Origin of the sequence: Mycolicibacterium boenickei (genome assembly GCF_010731295.1) — a bacterium.
GTDB classification, from domain to species: domain Bacteria; phylum Actinomycetota; class Actinomycetes; order Mycobacteriales; family Mycobacteriaceae; genus Mycobacterium; species Mycobacterium boenickei.
The window spans coordinates 4,426,233-4,442,601 of the sequence record NZ_AP022579.1 but is presented as its reverse complement, the minus strand read 5'-3'; the positions used below and the strand labels follow the sequence as shown (position 1 = coordinate 4,442,601).

Here is a 16,369-nt window from a genome sequence, read left to right as displayed (position 1 = left end):
CGCACTCAGCGGAACAGAACGTAGTCATTCCTGAACAGCAGGAACCTGGCGGAGGGAGTGTGACATGACGTTCTCGCACATCGCATTGAAAACGACGGCAGCAGCCGCCGGTATCGCGGCTGCCGGAGTGCTGGCGGCGCCATCGGCGTTCGCCGACCCGGAAGTCCTCCAGTTCGGCCAAACGGCTGAGATTCCGAGCCCGGGTGGCGCCATCGACTACACCGTGAGCACGCTGCAGCCCAGCGGGCACAACGACGGCATCTGGTACTCCGATGTCACAGCCCGCGCCGTGAGCGGCTCTCCGACGCCCAACATTTCCGACTTCAACGCTCGAGCGGTCAACAGCTCCACCTACGCGGACATGAAGGGGCACCAGACCGACGGCCTTCCCAACCAGCCGATCGCGCCGGGCACCCAGACATCGGGACGGATCTACTTCGACGTACGCGGGGGCACGGTTCCCGACAGCGTGGTCTACCGGGACGCCGGCGGTACCGACAAGGTGGTCTGGAAGGGCTGACTCCCCTGCTCTCAGATTCAGCCGAATCTTCGCAGACCTCAGTTGGCCGCAAACCAAGCCGTGGCAACGCGATGGGTGGTGGGCGGTTGCGCCGGTTGACCAAACCCCGGCAGATCGCCAACCTTCACAGTCCAAAACGGTGCGGACTGATCGATCGGATCGGAGTCCGGCTGAACCAGCACCACCTGATGGGAGTCGCAACGGTACGCGCCCGCGAGACCGTCGTCGCGTCCGCCCCACGAGCCACCATTTCGGAGCCGGCAGTAGAACGCACCGACTGAAACCTCAGAATCAGAGCGCTGCCCCAGCGAGCAGTGAGGTCAGCAGAAGTTCGAATGCTCGATCGTTCACCGGTGCCGGGGCGCCGGTGAATCCGCCCTCGGCAGTCACCGCTCTCTGTGCTGCGCTGTGTTTCTGCGTCATCCGTGCGAGCAGTACCGACCCTCGAACCAGTTCCGACACCGCCGAGTACGTGTCGTGCGCTGTCTGCTCGTCGAGACCGGAATCGATCATGTTGGCAATCGCCTTCTGCGTCTCCTGCTCGCCGAGCCGTCGGGCCAGCGGACTCAGTGTGCCTCGAACAAGGATCAGATCCGTCAACACCGGATCGCTGAGGAAGGTCCGGCGCACGCCGCGTGCGTGTACCTTCAACGACTCGCGCCAATCGTTCGACTCGGTGAACGCCGGTAATCCGCTGCGGCGCAACGCGCGATCGGTCATGGCGTCGAGAAGCTCTGACTTGTTGCGTACGTGCCAGTAGATGCTGGTTACGCCGACGTTCAGCGACTTGGCGACCAGCGGAATGCTGAGCTCCTCGATTGAGGACTCCGTTGCTATCGCGAAGGCTGCCTCCACGATGGCATCGTCAGTCAGCGAGCCTCGCGCTCGTCGGACGGTTTGTCGGCTTGCCACCTCTCACCCCTCACCCGGCGCTGACATTCATCGTGTCATGATCGGCGGCTTGGACGTGTCAGCGCCGGATCTGACGGGTCACGATCGACGGGCCGGCCAGTGGCGCGCCCAGCAGTCCGGGCGCGGCGTCGATGACCGCGGGGATGGCGTTCACGGCCGCCATTGCCGTCGCGGCGACGCCAGGGTTGGTGGAGTCGCCTGGTGCTGGGTCCAGATGCAGATCGAGAGTCATGTTCGGATTTCCTTCGATGCGAAACACCATGCCTCCCTTACCGGGTTGCGCTGGGCGCGGCCAAGAGTCGGGCCACGGCGTCGAGGTCACCGCGGCGAAGTACTGAACCGATACGACGGGACGCCCGTCGTGCATCGCGGCGAGTTGCCAGCGGTGGCCGCAGATGGTGTCCTTCGGTATCACCCCGAGCGCGGTGTCCAGGTCGCGCGGAGCCAGGATCGTCTCCCAGTCCAGTGCCACTCGTTGGACGTCCACGCCGAGCGTGTCGGCGATGTAGCGCACGACAGGTTCCCAGTCGTTGTTCACCTTGCCGACAGCGATGCGAATGGGGACGTGGCCGTCGGGCTTTCCGAAACCCATCGACTCATGCAGCACCTCCCAGATCGGGTAGGACAAGTCGAGGTCGAGGGCGTACTCGTCCATGCGGTAGCTCTCGATCACCCCGGCGCCGGCCAGCAGGGCGGTGGGCAGGTTGAGGCTCACGAAGCCAGGTTCGCACCCGGTGGCGTAGAAGGTTGAGTTACCTCGACGCGCGGCGTCTTCTATCGGTTCGCGCCAATTGGCCGGTGCCGCATTCGGATACACCATGGGGATGGCGGAGATGGTGACGACGTTGATGCCGGCATCCAGGTAGCCGACGATGTCTGCGATCACCTCGTCTTCTCGTCGGACGGCGGTCGCGCAGTAGGCGATGCAGTCGGGCTTGGCGTCGAGGACCACCCCCAGGTCGTCGGTGGCTGCGACGCCGATGTCGGGACGACCGCACAACGCGCCGGCATCCATGCCCACCTTCGCCGGCGAGGACACCTTGAGCCCGGTCAGCTCGAGTGCGGGGTCGTCGATGATGGCGCGCAACGCAACGCTGCCCGTCATGCCGGTGCCGACGTGAACGACGCGACGCTTCACGACGTCAGGAGATGTAGTCACAGGTCTTGCCTCCCGGGCGCAAGGAGCGATTGCCAATCGGACGGTTCGCAACTTACTGTAAACACCACCAGTAAGGCTTACCAGTAGCTCTCTCCTACGGCGGGATGGGCCCCCATGCAGCCAAGGAGCACGGAAACTGCGGGCACACGCCGCCACGTAATACTTAGCTCTTGCGCTAAGTATTTTGGTGATGAATACTTACCCCCATGGCACAGTGTTCGGCCGAACTCGACGAGGTTTTCCTGGCCCTTGCGGACCCGACCAGACGCGCTGTCATCCATCAGCTCGGACTCGGACCGGCCAGTGTCGGCGATCTGGCCCGGGTGGCCACGATGACACTCCCCTCGTTCATGAAGCACGTGCGGATGCTCGAGTCGACCGGCCTGATCCGCACGGCGAAGGCCGGCCGCGTGCGCACCTGCGAGCTCAACCGGGAACGGCTCACGGTCGTCGAAGACTGGCTGATGCAGCAGCGGCGGGTCTGGGAGGAACGGACCGACCGACTGGAGCAATTCGTCACCAAAACCAACAAGGACAAGGACCCGACATGAACCCTGATCTCGACCTCAGCATCGAGAGGATCATTCGCGCGCCCCGCAAAGCCGTGTGGGAAGCCTGGACTGACCCGGCCAGCCTGGCCCAGTGGTGGATCCCGGCGCCGACGTCGTGCCGCGTCGAGCGGTTGGAAGTCCGCCCGGGAGGCGCGTTCGTGACGCAGATGAGCGATGACGGAAGAGAATTCGTGCCGCACCTGGATGCGTGTTTCCTGGTGGTCGACGAGTTCGAGCGGTTGGTGTTCACCAATGCCGTCGACAGTGGGTGGCGTCCCGCGAACCCCGCTCCGATCGCCATGACAGCCGAAGTCACCATGCTCGATCACGCCGAGGGGACCGACTACCGCATCGTCGCGCGGCACGGTGACCCGACTGCCAGGAACCGCCACCTCGAGCTGGGCTTCGCCGAGGGGTGGGGCACTGTCGCCGAGCAACTCGCGCGGTTCACGGAAAGTGCGCGCTGACGGCTCCGCTCTACCTTTTCGGCACGTACCTCAGCGCCATCACGCCGGCGCCGAACTCCACGCGGTCGACGAGCGTCAAGTCGACATACTTGGACAGCCCTGCGAACAACGTCGGCCCGTGCCCGACCAGCCTGGGATGTACGACGAACTCGTACTCATCGATCAATCCCAGCTCCGCCAACGCCATCGGAAGCTGCACGCCACCGACGTACACTCCCCTACCCGGTTGACTCTTGATCTCTCGCACTGCTTTTCCCAGATCACCGCGGACGAGTTCGGCGTTCCAATCCACTCGGTCCAGAGTGCTCGATACGACGTACTTCTTCGCGGCGTCGATGGTGCGAGCGAAGGGTTCCGTCCACTCGGGCATCTCCCCAGGCGTCGGCGACCGCCATGCTTCTTCCATCATCTTGTAGGTCACCCGACCGAACAGAAGCGTGTCGGCCCGGGCGATGATCTCGGTCGAGTGACGATGCAAGGCTTCGTCCGGGATGACTGCGCGATGGTCACAGCAGCCGTCCAACGTGACGTTGATGGAATACCGAAGGGGTTGCATCACACCATCCTGACTCACCGTGACTTCCGCACGACCAGAACGCACACACTCTGAGCGCCCGTTCAGGACCGGCCGGGTGACGAGGAAAACCATTGGACGGGCCCGCGTTCGCGTTGATACCGTGCCCGGGAACCGTGAGATCACGCGAGGAGGTGAGACCCATGTACGCAGCAACCATGTGGGTGCTCCCCACTCGTGTTCACGGTTGAGGGGTCGACGAAGGTGTCGCCGGGAGCGCCTGAACAACGGCAATCCCGAAAGGCAACACCATGCATTTCACCTCGCAGACAACCTCGAACGGTGTCATCGAACGCACCTTCACCTTGGACGGCGTCACCGGTGTGCTGTGGTCACCGGACTCCGGTTCGCCGGGCGCTCCCCTGATCCTGGCCGGCCACCCCGGGGGTTTGGACAAGAAGGCCCCACGGCACGTGGCCCGCGCTCATTCCGCCGTGACATCTGACGGCTTCCATGTCGTGTCAATCGACTTGCCCGGACACGGTGAGCGGCCGCGAAGCTCGCAGGACCAGCGCCGCATCGCCGCCTTCCGCCGGGCGCGAGAACAAGGCAGTCCAGCGTTCGCTCCGCTCCTCGCCGATTACTGTCAATCGGTGGCCGAGCGCGCAATCCCGGAATGGCAGCGGGCCATCGACGCCCTGCAAGCCCTGCCCGAATTCGGTGCGCACGCACCGATCGGCTACTCCGGGGCATCTCTGTCCGGTGCCGTCGGGATCCAGCTGGCGGCGGTCGAACCTCGGATTACCGCTGCGGTCTTCGGTTGGGTGTCGGCGCACGCCGCTCTACTCGACGCTGCAGAGCGGGTGACCATCCCGATCGAGTACCTGCTCCCGTTGGGCGACAAGGAAATCCCCCGCGAATTCGGTCTCGAGCTGTTCGACGCGTTCGGCTCGCTGGACAAGGTGATGCACGCCTTCCCAGGCGGGCATCAGCAGGTGCCTGCGGATGGCCGGATCGACACGCGGTTCTTCCCCCGACACCTCGGACCGGCGGGCAGCACTTTCACGCAGTGACGGGCGTGGGTATCGGCGGCCGATCCGTGCCAGGCCGCCGGTACCGCTCACCATTCACATGCCGGCCGACGCAGGACGAACCAGCCCACATCCCGCTACCGAATGGAGTGAAATCACTTGGTTACCAGGAGAATTACCGATGGAGAAGAGCGATCGATCATCGAGAACATGCTCGATCGTAATCGCGAAGCACTCATCGAAACCGCACGCGGCCTGTCCGAATCGGACGCCCGGCGGCGGCTCGTGACGTCGTTGACGACACCGATCTCGTTGATCAAGCATGCCGCCGCCGCGGAACGGATCTGGTTCCAACGATTCTGGGCCGGACTCGACGCGACCGAATGCGACGGCTATTCGGAGCGCGACGAGGGCACCTTCGTCGTCGCCGACGACGAGTCTCTGGCCGACATCATCGCCGAGTTCGAGCGCGCCAGTCAGCGATCGCGCGAGATCGCCTCCCGATTCGACCTCGAGGACACCAAGGACAATCCCCGCGAAGGTACGGTCAGCATGCGATGGACGCTGCTCGCCATGATCGAGGAATTCGCCAGGCACGCCGGCCACGGCGACATCCTCCGGGAGCAGATCGATCGACCTTCCGGCCGCACCGGTGAAACATCTTGACCTCAAGTGCACTTGGGCTCCTACGGTTGAGCGATGACGACTCGACGCCCAGTTCTCGACACTCCGACCGTCGACGGCGATCAGGCGGTGCGCGATCTGATCGATCACCTTCAACGCGGCGGCGACGCGGGAGACGCTGACGTGTACGACGGCATGTTCGCAGCCGACATCCTGTGGGGTACTCCAAAAGGCATGGTGCTCAACGGGTATTCACATCTCAATCCGATCCACCGGCAGATGATGAGCGGTCCCCCGGTCGTGCCGGCCTCGCGGTTCGAACTCGCGCAGGCGGTCTCACCGGCACCGGGAGTGATGGTTGCCCAGATTCGCCGTAGCGCGCTGTCCGGCGGCTTCAGCGAGATGGCGATGTATGTGCTGGTTCGGCGCGCCGAGAAATGGTGGGTTGCGGCAGCGCAGAACACCCCCGTCGTCGACGCCCTTCCGCCGATGTCGGCTCCGCGATGAGCTTGTTTCCGTTCAGTCGAGTCAGTCGAGGCAGAACTCGTTACCTTCGACGTCCTGCATCACGATGCACGACTCGTTGATGTCATCGGCGGCCAGCAACCGGACGCGATCAGCGCCCAACGCGACCAGCCGTGCACACTCGGCCTCTAGCGTCTCCAGCCGCTCCTGACCGACCAGTCCGGCGCCCACCCGCACATCGAGGTGCACGCGGTTCTTGGCCACCTTGCCCTCCGGAACGCGTTGGAAGAACAGTCTCGGGCCGACGCCGGACGGATCCTCGCAGGCGAACATCGAACCCTGCAGCTCCGGAGGCAGCGTTCGATCGAAATCCGCCCACGCATCGAACCCCGGCGGTGGCGGCGGTACAACGTAGCCCAACACCGCGCACCAGAAGCGCGCGACGCGTTCCGGTTCTGCACAGTCGAACGTGACCTGGAACTGCCTGACCGACGCCATCGGTCAACCGTATCGGCTCGGATCTCGCGTGGTTACCCGATGCGGGTCAGTTCGACCGCCGGATGAATCTCGCCGCTGGGCGGCGTTCCCCGGGAGAGACAGGTCATTTCACCATGTCTTCCGGTACAGCCCTCAGGAGGAGAACGCATGAGCTTGGACAATATTTCACGCCTCGGAAGTCCGGTCGGCGAGTTGGTGCCGTCACGCTATGCGGTGCAAGTCGGCGACATCGAGGTCCTGGTGATCAGCGATGGAGTGCTGCCGATTACGGCCTCGACGCTGGCCACCAACGCGGAGCCGGCCGAGCTGGCGGGCTGGCTGGGCGACAACTTCCTGCCGCCCGACGTGATCGATTGGCCACTCAACGTGGTGGTGGTGCGCAGCGGCGATCGGACCATCCTCGTCGATGCCGGCCTGGGGCTCGAATTCCCGGACTTCCCGCGCGCCGGCAATACGGTCCAGCGGTTGGAGGCGGCCGGTGTCAATCTCGACTCGGTAACCGACGTGGTACTCACCCACATGCACATGGACCACGTCGGCGGGCTGATCACCGACGGGCTGAAGGAACGGCTGCGTCCGGACCTGCAGATCCACGCCGCAACCGCGGAGGCCGAGTTCTGGGAGTCGCCCGATTTCTCCCGCACCGTCATGCCCCAGCCGATTCCCGACGTACTGCGCAGGGTGGCCACGCAGTTCCTCGACGAATATCGTGGCCAGCTGCGGACATTCGAGAGCGAGTACGAAGTGGCACCGGGTGTGCTCATCTCGCGCACCGGTGGCCACACCCCCGGTCACAGCGTCGTCCGTCTCGAGTCCCGGGGAGACAAGCTCACCTTCGCCGGTGACGCAGTGTTCGCGCCCGGATTCGATAATCCCGAGTGGCAGAACGGATTCGAGCACGATCCTGAGGAGGCTGCACGGGTTCGCGTCCGTCTGCTGCGCGAGCTGGCGGCAACTGGAGAATCTCTGGTGGCTACCCACCTGCCGTTCCCTTCGGTCTGCCACGTGGCGTCCGTCGGCGACGCTTTCCGGTGTGTGCCGGCCGCCTGGGATTACTGATCGTTGCCGGCGGTGGGTCGGCGTCCCCTACGGAGGGCGCCGGCCCACCTCATTTTTGACATGGCCGTCAAACTCCAAGCGGCGGTGGAGGTTCGGTCAGCGAACTTCCGATTTTCACGCGTAGCACGTCTGGAACTGCGAGTATGAGCACAATCGGTGCGGCGAAGGCAAACCTCGAGCCGTGTCGGTTGAAGTCCGGATGAAGGAGCGGCAGATGAGTTGGTTGGTGGATTCTGAGGTACGAAACGCGCTGAGGCGAGCGGCCGTGGCGGCAGTCGGTGGAGCAGCCGTCCTGGCCGTGGTGATCCCGGCGGGCGTGGCGCCCATTGCTTCAGCCGCGCCCCGGGTGCCCGTGGCCTTCGATCCCATGAGCCCGGATGATCCGGCATGCGCGACGGAGGGGTGGAACCCGGCCTGCTTCGGCGGCATGTACGACCAAGTGCCCGACGACGGGATCCCCGGGGACAACGCGGCCGAGGGCGGAATTCCGGCCCCCGCGATGGTGCCCAACGTGGACGGGTCGATGAGCCCGCCCGGGACACCTGGCGCCATCTAGCCCCACCGCCTACTACGGGCCGTTCGATGCGGCGTGGCCCGAGCAGGCGTAGGCTATGACCAAATTCTAGAAAGAGTCATAGCCATGGCGACAGCGTTCACACAGAGCGAGAGACAACGTATCGGCGACGCACTGCTGGACGCCGGCGAGCAGCGGTTCACCGCGCAAGGCTTGAAGAAGACCTCACTGGACGAACTTGTCGCCGCGGTGGGCATCGCCAAAGGCAGTTTCTATGCGTTCTTCGACTCGAAGGAGTCGCTCTATCTCGAGGTGATGATGAGACGGGCGCCGGCGATGGCCGCTCGCATCACTGCCACCCTCGTGACGCCCGTGAACGAGGATCGCCTCGCCACGGTGTTGCGGACCGTCACCGATACGCTCGCCGACGACCCGATGTACCGGCGGTTGATAACCCGACCCGACGAACTCGACGCCGTAACCGACCGGCTTGGCAGCGAGCAGATCGCCCGTGTCACACCGCGCCTCGTGGCGCCACTGCTCGACTATCTGACGGCGGGCCAAACCGAGGGCACCCTCGTCGACGACATCGAGCCCGCAGTGCTGCTCCAGGTCATGCGCACCATCGGCTTGGTGGTCATGCATCGCGACCGCTTCGAACCCGGCTACGAAGCCGTGCTCGACGCCACCATCCGCACACTCGCGAGGGGAATGCTGCGATGAGCCTCCTGGACAGATATGCCCACATGGCGGGCATGAGCGACGAGGCGTGGCGGCGCCACGCCAATCCGTGGAGCGTGTGGACGAGATTCGCCGCCATCCCTCCGGCGATCCTGACGATCTGGAGCCGCACCTGGATCGGTTGGTGGGCACTGGTCCCTCTGGCCGTGGTGGCGCTGTGGCTGTGGTGGAATCCGCACGCGTTCGCGCCGATCGACAAGCCGACGGCGTGGTCGTCGAAGGGCATCTACGGCGAGCGGATGTGGATGCGCGATCGGGGCCGAATTCCGGAGGGATTCAAAGTCGTTCAGAGGATTTGGACGCTGAACGCGCTTGCCGGTTTCGCCATGCTCGGCTACGGCCTGGTGGCGCTCGAGGTGTGGCCGACCGTATCGGGCCCGGCGTTGATCATCCTCGGGCAGCTCTGGCGCATCGATCGGCTCGGGATCCTCTATGAGCAGTCGGGCGATGCAGCGTAGGGCACGGTGGCAAGGAGCGCGTCGATCAGTTCCTCAGCCGACGTGTCCCACTTGTCGGTGGTGAGGAGGCCGCTGGCCTCCAGACCGGCAGCACCGTGTGCGCCGGTCAGGAGGATGGCCGAGTATCGCTGGGCGCTCCCCTCCCCGACGGCTGCGGCCACGATCGCCACGAACTCGTCGCAGCCGCGTTGCGCGGCCCGCACTACCGCGGTCGGATCGCCCGCCAATCCGGCCGCAACAGTTCATCCTTTCCTGAATACAGATCATGATGTACTGTCAGGCCATGGAGACGCTCACACAGGTCGCGGTACTCGCTCGGTTCGGACACGCGCTCTCGGACCAAACTCGGTCCAAGATCTTGCTGGCGCTCAAAGATTCCCCGGCCTACCCGGCCGACCTCGCCGATGCGGCGGGCGTGTCACGTCAGAGCATGTCCAACCACCTCGCCTGCCTGCGTGGCTGCGGTCTGGTGGTAGCAGTTCCGGAAGGCCGGCGCACCCGGTACGAGCTCGCCGACCCGAAGCTGGCCCATGCATTGAACGATTTGGTGCATGTGGTGCTGGCCGCCGACTCCTCGCACTGCCCCAACGCCACAACTGACGAATGCTGCTGATGGTGCCGAATCCCCGGCAGCCCACAACTCCCCTCACCCCGGCACGACGGGTGTTGCTGCACAGTCGGATTCGATGGTTCGTTGCCGCAACCATCGCCTATAACGTGGTCGAGGCCGTCATCGCGATCGGCGAAGGCGCCAGAGTGGACTCCACCGCGCTGGTGGGATTTGGACTCGACTCGGTGATCGAAGTGTCCTCGGCCGCCGCGGTCGCCTGGCAATTCTCCGGATCCGATCCGGAAGCCCGAGAGAAGGCCGCGCTGCGGATCATCGCGGTATCGTTCTTCGCGCTGGCCGGCTATGTCACGGTCGAATCGCTGCGCTCACTGACCGGAGCGGCCGAGGCCCGGCATTCGGCAATCGGTATCGCGCTCACCGCGGCCAGTCTGATCATCATGCCGGTGCTCTCCTGGGCGCAGCGCCGAGCCGGCCGCGAGCTGGGCTCCCGCTCGGCGGTCGCCGACTCCAAACAGACATTGCTCTGCACCTACCTGTCCGGGGTCGTCCTCGCCGGTCTGGTGCTCAACAGCCTCTTCGGCTGGGGATGGGCCGACTCGATCGCCGCGCTCATTCTCGCCGGTATTGCAGTCCGCGAAGGACTCGAAGCATGGCGCGGCCACACCTGCTGCGACACAGCCATTCCTGCTTCCTGCGGCGGAGATGGCTGCTGCCCGAACCGCACTGACTAATCACGCAAGGAGATGACCATGGCTGTGGCCGCACTGATTCTCTATCTGATCTTCGCCGTCTTGGGATTCGGCTGGCGTAGTTGGGTTCAGTACCGCCGTAGCGGTTCGACCGGGTTCCGCGGCATCCACGGACGGCCCGGCTCGCTGGACTGGCTGGCAGGCGTCGGATTCATCGTGGCGGTCATCGTCGGAGTCTTCGCCCCGGCGGCGCAGCTTCTCGGAATCCTCACCCCGATCGCAGGCCTGCAGGCCGCGTGGATTCAAGCGCTAGGGACAGTGCTCGCCGTCGCGGGAGTGGCGGGCACCGTCTATGCCCAACTGGACATGGGCGAGTCGTGGCGAATCGGCGTTGATCCCAGTGAGACAACGACGTTGGTGCGCGAAGGGGTGTTCGGAACCGTGCGGAACCCGATCTTCACCGCGATGTTGGTCTTCGCAGGCGGTATCACCCTGATGATGCCCAATCCGATCGCGTTACTCGGGTTCGTCGTATTGCTGGCGACGATCGAACTCCAGGTCCGCATCGTCGAGGAGCCCTACCTGCTCCGTACCCATGGTGAGGCGTACCGCGACTACTGCGCTGCCGTCGGGCGATTCGTGCCCGGTATCGGGCGGCACGAGAAGTCCCGTTGACACCGATCAGACGTTGACGTCGAAACCCAGATCGACATCGCACGCGGCCCGCCCGCCACGAACGCCCCAGTTCTCGAGCGCGCTCTCACGCAGGACGATCGTGACATGATCGGCCGGGATACCCAGTGTCTCCAGGCGAGTGACGATCTCCCGGTAGAGGTTTCGCTTGGCCTGGACCGATCGACCGGCAAAGCAGTCGATCGCGACAAGTGTGTACAGCTCGGGGTGAGCCAGTCCGGGTGAATGCGAGCACCGATGTGGTACATGGGATACCAGCCGAACGTGCTTGTCACCGGAGGGTATCTGGAACGCAACCACCAGCGCGTTGTGCACCGCGTCGATGATCGCCACCTCTTCGGCTTCCGTGTACTGGCGCCTGACCTCGATGAGCGTGCTGGGCATCCCGGAATCGTCACACACGTGGTGGGCGGCCGTCATTCCAATTTCACGACTGGGCCCCAGCCTGGAATTGCCAGGCTGGGGCCCAAGTCACGGTTGCTACGCCTGCACCTGTCCCAGAGTGACGTCGACGGTGCGCGGTGCACCCGACGAGTCCTCAAAGGTCAGCGTCACAGTGTCGCCCGGCGCCTTGGAACGCACCGCGGCGACCAGGGCATCAGGACCATCGATCACCTTGTCGTCGAGCTTGGTGATCACCGCGCCCTGACTCAGGCCTGCCGCTGCCGCCGGGCCACCCTTAACGACACCGGCGACCGCTGCGCCACTGCCGTCGCCGGCAGAGAGCTGCACACCCAACGAAGCGTGCTCGACGGTACCGGTCGAAACCAGCTCGTCGGCAATACGCTTGGCCTGGTCGACCGGGATGGCGAAGCCCAGACCGATCGACCCGGCCTGACCGCCGCCCTGCGAACCCTGGCCACCGCCAAGCGATGCGATTGCCGAGTTGACACCGATGAGGTCGCCGTTCATATCGACCAGCGCACCACCGGAATTGCCCGGGTTGATCGCTGCGTCCGTCTGAATGGCGCTCATCACCGACTGCTGGCCGCTCTGCCCGTCGCCGGTGGCGACCGGGCGGTCCAGTGCGCTGATGATGCCGGTCGTGACAGTCCCCTGCAGGCCCAGCGGTGAGCCGACCGCGACGACGTTCTGCCCCACCTTCAGGTCCTTCGACGAACCGATGGTGATCGGGGTGAGCCCAGAGACGTTCTGCGCCTTGACCACCGCGATGTCGTCATCGGGGTCGGTGCCGACCACGGAGAACGGCACGGTCCGTCCGTCGGACATCGTCACGGTCGCTTGCACGCCACCGGTGGTGCGTCCGGAGCGGTTGGTCGACGGTCCGTCGGGCGAATACTGGTCATCGCCGGGGAACTGTCCGCCGGGGATCCCGCCACCGGGGAACAGACCGCGGGGCAACCCGGGGAACTGGTCATCGGGTGAGGTCTCGGTGGCCATCGGCCCCTGAGCGCCGGCACCTCGGGCCGCGGCGGCCACCACATGGTTGTTGGTCAGGATGAGTCCGTCTTCGCTCAGGACGATGCCGGAGCCTTCCTCCCGCCCCTGTCCGGTTTCGATCTGCAGTTTCACCACGCTGGGCAGCACTTTGGCCGAGACCTGTTCGACCGATCCGGCCGGTGCCGAACCCTTCGGCTGCGCTGGGACCGCGCCGGCGGCGGGCGCCGGCTTGCCGATGCGGTCAGCGGCCGGCGCCTGAGCCACCGGGCCGGGTTTCCCGGGCTGATCCACCACCGCTACTGCTGCGACCGCTCCCGTCGCCATGGCGACGGCAGCCGTACCGGCCACGAGCACACCGACGCGTGACTTCTTCTTCGGCTGTGAAGTTTCCTGCGCGACAGGCGCATCGAACTTCTGGGTCATTTCGGGATGCAGCCCGTACGGCGGGGAGGGCTGCTGATAGCCCTTCCGGCTCCACGGGCTCGGATTCCGTTGATCTGCCGCTTGTTTCGCGTCCCACTGGTTGCTGTTCTGCGGCGACATCCCCGGCCACTGATTCATTGCGCTTGCTTCTTTCATTGCGACACCGACATTTATGCGCCGTGCCGGCGCCTACCTAGATGTTGCAGCCCCGTACTGAGGGTTAGCTGAGAGTGAGCTCGGTGCGGCCCAAGACTTTGCCGGGCCGCACGTGGGCGCGGTCACATCGCGCAACGGCGAACGCGAAAGTGCTACTGCGGCAGGAACGTCGCCAACCGAGCAGTAGCCAGGACCTGCTCGGCGTCGAACTGCTCGAAGGTTCCCACGTGGGTGAAACCGAGGCGGTCGGCCAGACGCAGCGCCGCCAGGTTTGCCGCCTGGGTGACGATCACCACCGGTTGGTCACTGAGTTACCCTGCGGCGCAGCGTAGTAACGCCCGCGCCGCCTCGGTCGCGTAACCGCTGCCCCATGCCTGGGCGCGGAACACATAGCTGAGCTCGAGCTCGCCGCCACCGTCCTGCACATGGCCGGGCAGACCCCGATCGCGGCGGCCGAGCGTCACCATGCCCAGCATGCGGTCGGATTCGCGATCGGCCACCACGTAACAGCCCTCGGCGGCCAGCAGGGCTGCCGCCCCGGCCGAGCTCACCGCCGCCTGGACATCCGCCTTTGCGCGCGGACCGCCGAGATGACGGCGCACCCGCGCATCCGTCTGCGTCTCGATGAGCCCGTCGGCGTCGTCGTCACGACCCTTTCTGAGCCGCACCCGCTCAGCGTCGATTCGGGCGGCGGTGACGGTGTGCATCAGGCCAACGGATTGAGCACCAGGGTGCACAGCCGCGGCAGGTTCCTCAGTGGGATCCAGACCATCACCTGACGACAGGCTCCGGAGGCCTGGCCGATCGGCCCCCCACAGACGGGCCACGCACCCAACCCTTGTGTCTGCAATACGTTGCGGGCCACGCGAATCTGCTCTTCACGACTCGCTGCAGCAGGCGATCCGATGCCTCCGTGGGAGGCCCACGTGGCAGGGGTGAACTGCAGCCCACCGTAGAAGCCGTTGCCGGTGTCAGCCGCCCAGTTCCCACCCGACTCGCACTGCGCCATCGCATCCCAGTTCGGCTCTGCGCCGGCGTTCGGAACTGTCAGGAGGGTCTGAGCCAAGGCAAGTACACCGATGAACCCGAACACGGTGACGACCCTGCGCACGCGCATGTCGATCCCTTCGTGGCGGCGGGCACTGCCCGTGCCCGTCGGAAATGGCGGGGCGAAAGGCTATTTGCAGCCGATCGTGATACAGAGTTTACCGATGGGGCGAAAGTAAAATAGCCGTGCTAGAGAGTCTAATTATCTTCTTTGAGTTTATTTAATAGTTATGCGCCAATTGTGGCGATTGATGAAGGTGGGATCTCGCGGTTCGGCCACCATACATGCAGGCCACAGGCCCGCTCGCGGTTGCGCGGCCACGCCGGTGGCGCGCAGCACCGCTCTCATAATTTCGGCACCGACCACTGTGGCAATTTATTACTGCCGTGAATTCAGATTCTGATGAGATGGTAGTGAGAGAATTGAATTCTGATGCAAAAGTGACAGTTGGGAAAGATGTGGTTGCTGTTACAGAACGTTGCCCACCACAGCCGCCGGTTTCAAGCGCGCCAGGATGCCGTCGAGATCACGCAGGAACATGTCGGGACGGAACACGTGGCCTCCCGGCGCCTCGTGGGCTTCGAACGGGATACCGGCACGGCCGAGTAGGTCGCGGAACTCACGCTGACCGGCCAGCACCTGCGTCTCGTTCACACTGTCGAACCAGTTGAGCGGATCGGGACTGGTACCGGCCACCAGGAAGATCCGCTTGTTGCGATAGCTCTCGATGCGCTCGACCGGGTTGTCCGCACTGACCCTGGCCTGGTCCCAGAACGGAGCGCCGTAGACCGTTCCGCCACCCAGATCCAGCACCGCCGAGGTGATGTTCGCCCAGTGCACCACGAGGCCGAAATCCCGGCGCAGGCTCGCCGGCCCGGAATGCGCGCTGACCGATGCGAAGTGGCCGTAGTACTTGGCGGTGTACTTCAGCGCACCGAAGCCGCCCATCGAGAAGCCTCCGACGGCGCGCCCGTCGTACTCGGCGTAAGTCCGGAAATTCGCCTCGATCCACGGCAGCAGCTGGGCGATGTGGAACGTCTCCCAGTTACGCGGCCCGACGAAGGAGGTGACCGGGTTGGAATACCACCCCGCGTGCCCGCCATCGGGCATCACCACGATGATCGGCTTGCCGGCCGTCCAGTCGCGGATCCCGAGGAAGTCGAACTGACGGAAATCGTCGGCGCCGCCGTGGAACATGTACAGCACGGGATAGGTGCGGCCACTGGTTTGGTAATCGTCGGGAAGCAGAACGTTGACACCGGGGTTCCATCCGACGGCTGCGGTCTGGAATCGGTAGTACCACAGGCGCGGATCGCTCTCGTTGCGGTCGACGATCCGCAAGCCGAACCCGTCGCTGCGGCCGCTGAAGATGACCAGCACCTGCCCAGGGTTGATGTGGCCGGGATCGGGGATGTTGTTGACCGCGGCGATCGGCGGATAGAACGAGGAATCACCGTAGAAGCGTGATGCCAACGCGGACAAGGTATCTCCCGGAGAAACCGGGTACCGCTTGAGTTCCGGGACGATGAGCCGTTGCCCGGGATTGAGGCCGGAGCCCTCTGCGATCCCGTTGGCGGCGGCGATCAAGCGGGACAGCTCGGGCTGGCCGTAGAAACGCGAAGCCACCGCCGGTAACGCGTCTCCGGGTGCGACCGTGTACCGGGTGTAATCGGGAAAGACCAGCTTCTGCCCGACGTTGACGACATCGGGATTGGGAATTGCACTGGCCGCCGCGATCAGTCGGTACAGCTCCGCATCTCCGTAGAAACGCAACGCCAATGCCGACAGAGTCTCCCCCGCCACCACCGTGTGAATTCTGACCATGGTCCCCTCCTTCAGTTGTGACGGGCACCGGTTGACGACGAGTCCGGCTCC

Annotated in this window: 24 protein-coding genes; 13 read left to right on the top strand and 11 right to left on the bottom strand. The window is 64.9% G+C overall.

Annotated elements, in window-relative coordinates:
* Positions 1-64 precede the first annotated feature (64 nt).
* Positions 65-520, top strand: coding sequence for a DUF1942 domain-containing protein (locus G6N57_RS21155; protein ID WP_077740722.1), 456 nt, complete (start codon positions 65-67; stop codon positions 518-520).
* A gap of 291 nt (positions 521-811) precedes the next feature.
* Here the strand turns inward: G6N57_RS21155 and G6N57_RS21150 are convergent, their stop codons facing one another.
* Entirely contained in the window at positions 812-1,375 is a 564-nt protein-coding gene (locus tag G6N57_RS21150) for a TetR family transcriptional regulator (protein WP_162563947.1), read from the bottom strand.
* A gap of 115 nt (positions 1,376-1,490) precedes the next feature.
* On the bottom strand, positions 1,491-2,537 hold the full coding sequence (locus G6N57_RS21145; RefSeq protein ID WP_174814582.1) for a dihydrodipicolinate reductase: 1,047 nt from the start codon (positions 2,535-2,537) through the stop codon (positions 1,491-1,493).
* Between the two features lie 260 nt (positions 2,538-2,797).
* On the opposite strand from G6N57_RS21145, the gene G6N57_RS21140 reads away from it, so the two are divergent.
* Both G6N57_RS21140 and G6N57_RS21135 read left to right on the top strand, forming a co-directional pair.
* Positions 2,798-3,142, top strand: a complete 345-nt coding sequence (locus G6N57_RS21140) for an ArsR/SmtB family transcription factor (protein WP_077740725.1) — start codon at positions 2,798-2,800, stop codon at positions 3,140-3,142.
* Positions 3,139-3,609: an SRPBCC domain-containing protein gene (locus G6N57_RS21135; RefSeq protein ID WP_077740726.1), complete on the top strand. Its 471-nt coding sequence runs from the start codon at positions 3,139-3,141 to the stop codon at positions 3,607-3,609. The genes G6N57_RS21140 and G6N57_RS21135 overlap by 4 nt, the downstream gene beginning before the upstream one ends.
* 10 nt (positions 3,610-3,619) lie before the next feature.
* Here G6N57_RS21135 and G6N57_RS21130 read toward each other — a convergent pair whose 3' ends face one another.
* On the bottom strand, positions 3,620-4,165 hold the full coding sequence (locus G6N57_RS21130; protein WP_077741933.1) for a dihydrofolate reductase family protein: 546 nt from the start codon (positions 4,163-4,165) through the stop codon (positions 3,620-3,622).
* Positions 4,166-4,434: 269 nt separating this feature from the next.
* Here G6N57_RS21130 and G6N57_RS21125 point away from each other — a divergent pair, with 269 nt between their 5' ends.
* The 3 genes from G6N57_RS21125 to G6N57_RS21115 all read left to right on the top strand — a co-directional run bounded on the left by G6N57_RS21125 (position 4,435) and on the right by G6N57_RS21115 (position 6,285).
* Positions 4,435-5,196 carry a dienelactone hydrolase family protein gene (locus G6N57_RS21125; protein ID WP_077740727.1) on the top strand — a complete coding sequence of 254 codons (762 nt, stop codon included), beginning with the start codon at positions 4,435-4,437 and terminating at the stop codon, positions 5,194-5,196.
* Positions 5,197-5,364: 168 nt separating this feature from the next.
* Positions 5,365-5,820: a DinB family protein gene (locus G6N57_RS21120; protein WP_077740728.1), complete on the top strand. Its 456-nt coding sequence runs from the start codon at positions 5,365-5,367 to the stop codon at positions 5,818-5,820.
* Between the two features lie 33 nt (positions 5,821-5,853).
* Entirely contained in the window at positions 5,854-6,285 is a 432-nt protein-coding gene (locus G6N57_RS21115; RefSeq protein ID WP_077740729.1) for a nuclear transport factor 2 family protein, read from the top strand.
* Positions 6,286-6,306: 21 nt separating this feature from the next.
* Here the strand turns inward: G6N57_RS21115 and G6N57_RS21110 are convergent, their stop codons facing one another.
* Positions 6,307-6,741, bottom strand: coding sequence for a VOC family protein (locus G6N57_RS21110; protein ID WP_077740730.1), 435 nt, complete (start codon positions 6,739-6,741; stop codon positions 6,307-6,309).
* Between the two features lie 147 nt (positions 6,742-6,888).
* Between G6N57_RS21110 and G6N57_RS21105 the strand changes: the two genes are divergently transcribed.
* From G6N57_RS21105 to G6N57_RS21090, 4 genes are all read left to right on the top strand, one after another.
* Positions 6,889-7,800, top strand: coding sequence for an MBL fold metallo-hydrolase (locus G6N57_RS21105; RefSeq protein WP_077740731.1), 912 nt, complete (start codon positions 6,889-6,891; stop codon positions 7,798-7,800).
* 214 nt (positions 7,801-8,014) lie between these two features.
* Complete coding sequence (locus tag G6N57_RS21100; protein ID WP_133118375.1) at positions 8,015-8,356, top strand: hypothetical protein; 342 nt, start codon at positions 8,015-8,017, stop codon at positions 8,354-8,356.
* Between the two features lie 84 nt (positions 8,357-8,440).
* Positions 8,441-9,037 carry a TetR/AcrR family transcriptional regulator gene (locus G6N57_RS21095; protein ID WP_077740733.1) on the top strand — a complete coding sequence of 199 codons (597 nt, stop codon included), beginning with the start codon at positions 8,441-8,443 and terminating at the stop codon, positions 9,035-9,037.
* Entirely contained in the window at positions 9,034-9,513 is a 480-nt protein-coding gene (locus tag G6N57_RS21090; protein WP_077740734.1) for a DUF6653 family protein, read from the top strand. The genes G6N57_RS21095 and G6N57_RS21090 overlap by 4 nt, the downstream gene beginning before the upstream one ends.
* Here the strand turns inward: G6N57_RS21090 and G6N57_RS21085 are convergent.
* Positions 9,486-9,740, bottom strand: coding sequence for a WHG domain-containing protein (locus G6N57_RS21085; RefSeq protein ID WP_162563948.1), 255 nt, complete (start codon positions 9,738-9,740; stop codon positions 9,486-9,488). The genes G6N57_RS21090 and G6N57_RS21085 overlap by 28 nt on opposite strands.
* Before the next feature lie 56 nt (positions 9,741-9,796).
* Between G6N57_RS21085 and G6N57_RS21080 the strand changes: the two genes are divergently transcribed.
* From G6N57_RS21080 to G6N57_RS21070, 3 genes are read left to right on the top strand one after another with little or no spacing between them, the layout of a single operon-like run.
* Positions 9,797-10,126 carry an ArsR/SmtB family transcription factor gene (locus G6N57_RS21080; RefSeq protein WP_174814502.1) on the top strand — a complete coding sequence of 110 codons (330 nt, stop codon included), beginning with the start codon at positions 9,797-9,799 and terminating at the stop codon, positions 10,124-10,126.
* Positions 10,117-10,815, top strand: coding sequence for a cation efflux transmembrane domain-containing protein (locus G6N57_RS21075; protein ID WP_077740735.1), 699 nt, complete (start codon positions 10,117-10,119; stop codon positions 10,813-10,815). The genes G6N57_RS21080 and G6N57_RS21075 overlap by 10 nt, the downstream gene beginning before the upstream one ends.
* 18 nt (positions 10,816-10,833) lie before the next feature.
* On the top strand, positions 10,834-11,448 hold the full coding sequence (locus tag G6N57_RS21070; RefSeq protein ID WP_077741935.1) for a methyltransferase family protein: 615 nt from the start codon (positions 10,834-10,836) through the stop codon (positions 11,446-11,448).
* Positions 11,449-11,454: 6 nt separating this feature from the next.
* Here G6N57_RS21070 and G6N57_RS21065 read toward each other — a convergent pair whose 3' ends face one another.
* The 6 genes from G6N57_RS21065 to G6N57_RS21045 all read right to left on the bottom strand — a co-directional run bounded on the left by G6N57_RS21065 (position 11,455) and on the right by G6N57_RS21045 (position 16,318).
* Complete coding sequence (locus G6N57_RS21065; protein WP_077741936.1) at positions 11,455-11,850, bottom strand: tautomerase family protein; 396 nt, start codon at positions 11,848-11,850, stop codon at positions 11,455-11,457.
* 96 nt (positions 11,851-11,946) lie between these two features.
* On the bottom strand, positions 11,947-13,191 hold the full coding sequence (locus G6N57_RS21060; protein WP_163646701.1) for a S1C family serine protease: 1,245 nt from the start codon (positions 13,189-13,191) through the stop codon (positions 11,947-11,949).
* Positions 13,192-13,598: 407 nt separating this feature from the next.
* The gene (locus G6N57_RS32100; RefSeq protein WP_234815825.1) at positions 13,599-13,742 is read right to left on the bottom strand and encodes a hypothetical protein; all 144 of its coding nucleotides are present in this window, start codon (positions 13,740-13,742) and stop codon (positions 13,599-13,601) included.
* Between the two features lie 15 nt (positions 13,743-13,757).
* Positions 13,758-14,114: a GNAT family N-acetyltransferase gene (locus G6N57_RS32095; RefSeq protein WP_234815824.1), complete on the bottom strand. Its 357-nt coding sequence runs from the start codon at positions 14,112-14,114 to the stop codon at positions 13,758-13,760.
* 38 nt (positions 14,115-14,152) lie between these two features.
* Positions 14,153-14,563 (bottom strand): transglycosylase family protein, encoded by a 411-nt coding sequence (locus tag G6N57_RS21050; protein ID WP_077740736.1) that lies wholly within the window; start codon positions 14,561-14,563, stop codon positions 14,153-14,155.
* 399 nt (positions 14,564-14,962) lie between these two features.
* Complete coding sequence (locus tag G6N57_RS21045) at positions 14,963-16,318, bottom strand: alpha/beta hydrolase-fold protein (protein ID WP_077740737.1); 1,356 nt, start codon at positions 16,316-16,318, stop codon at positions 14,963-14,965.
* Positions 16,319-16,369: the final 51 nt, after the last annotated feature.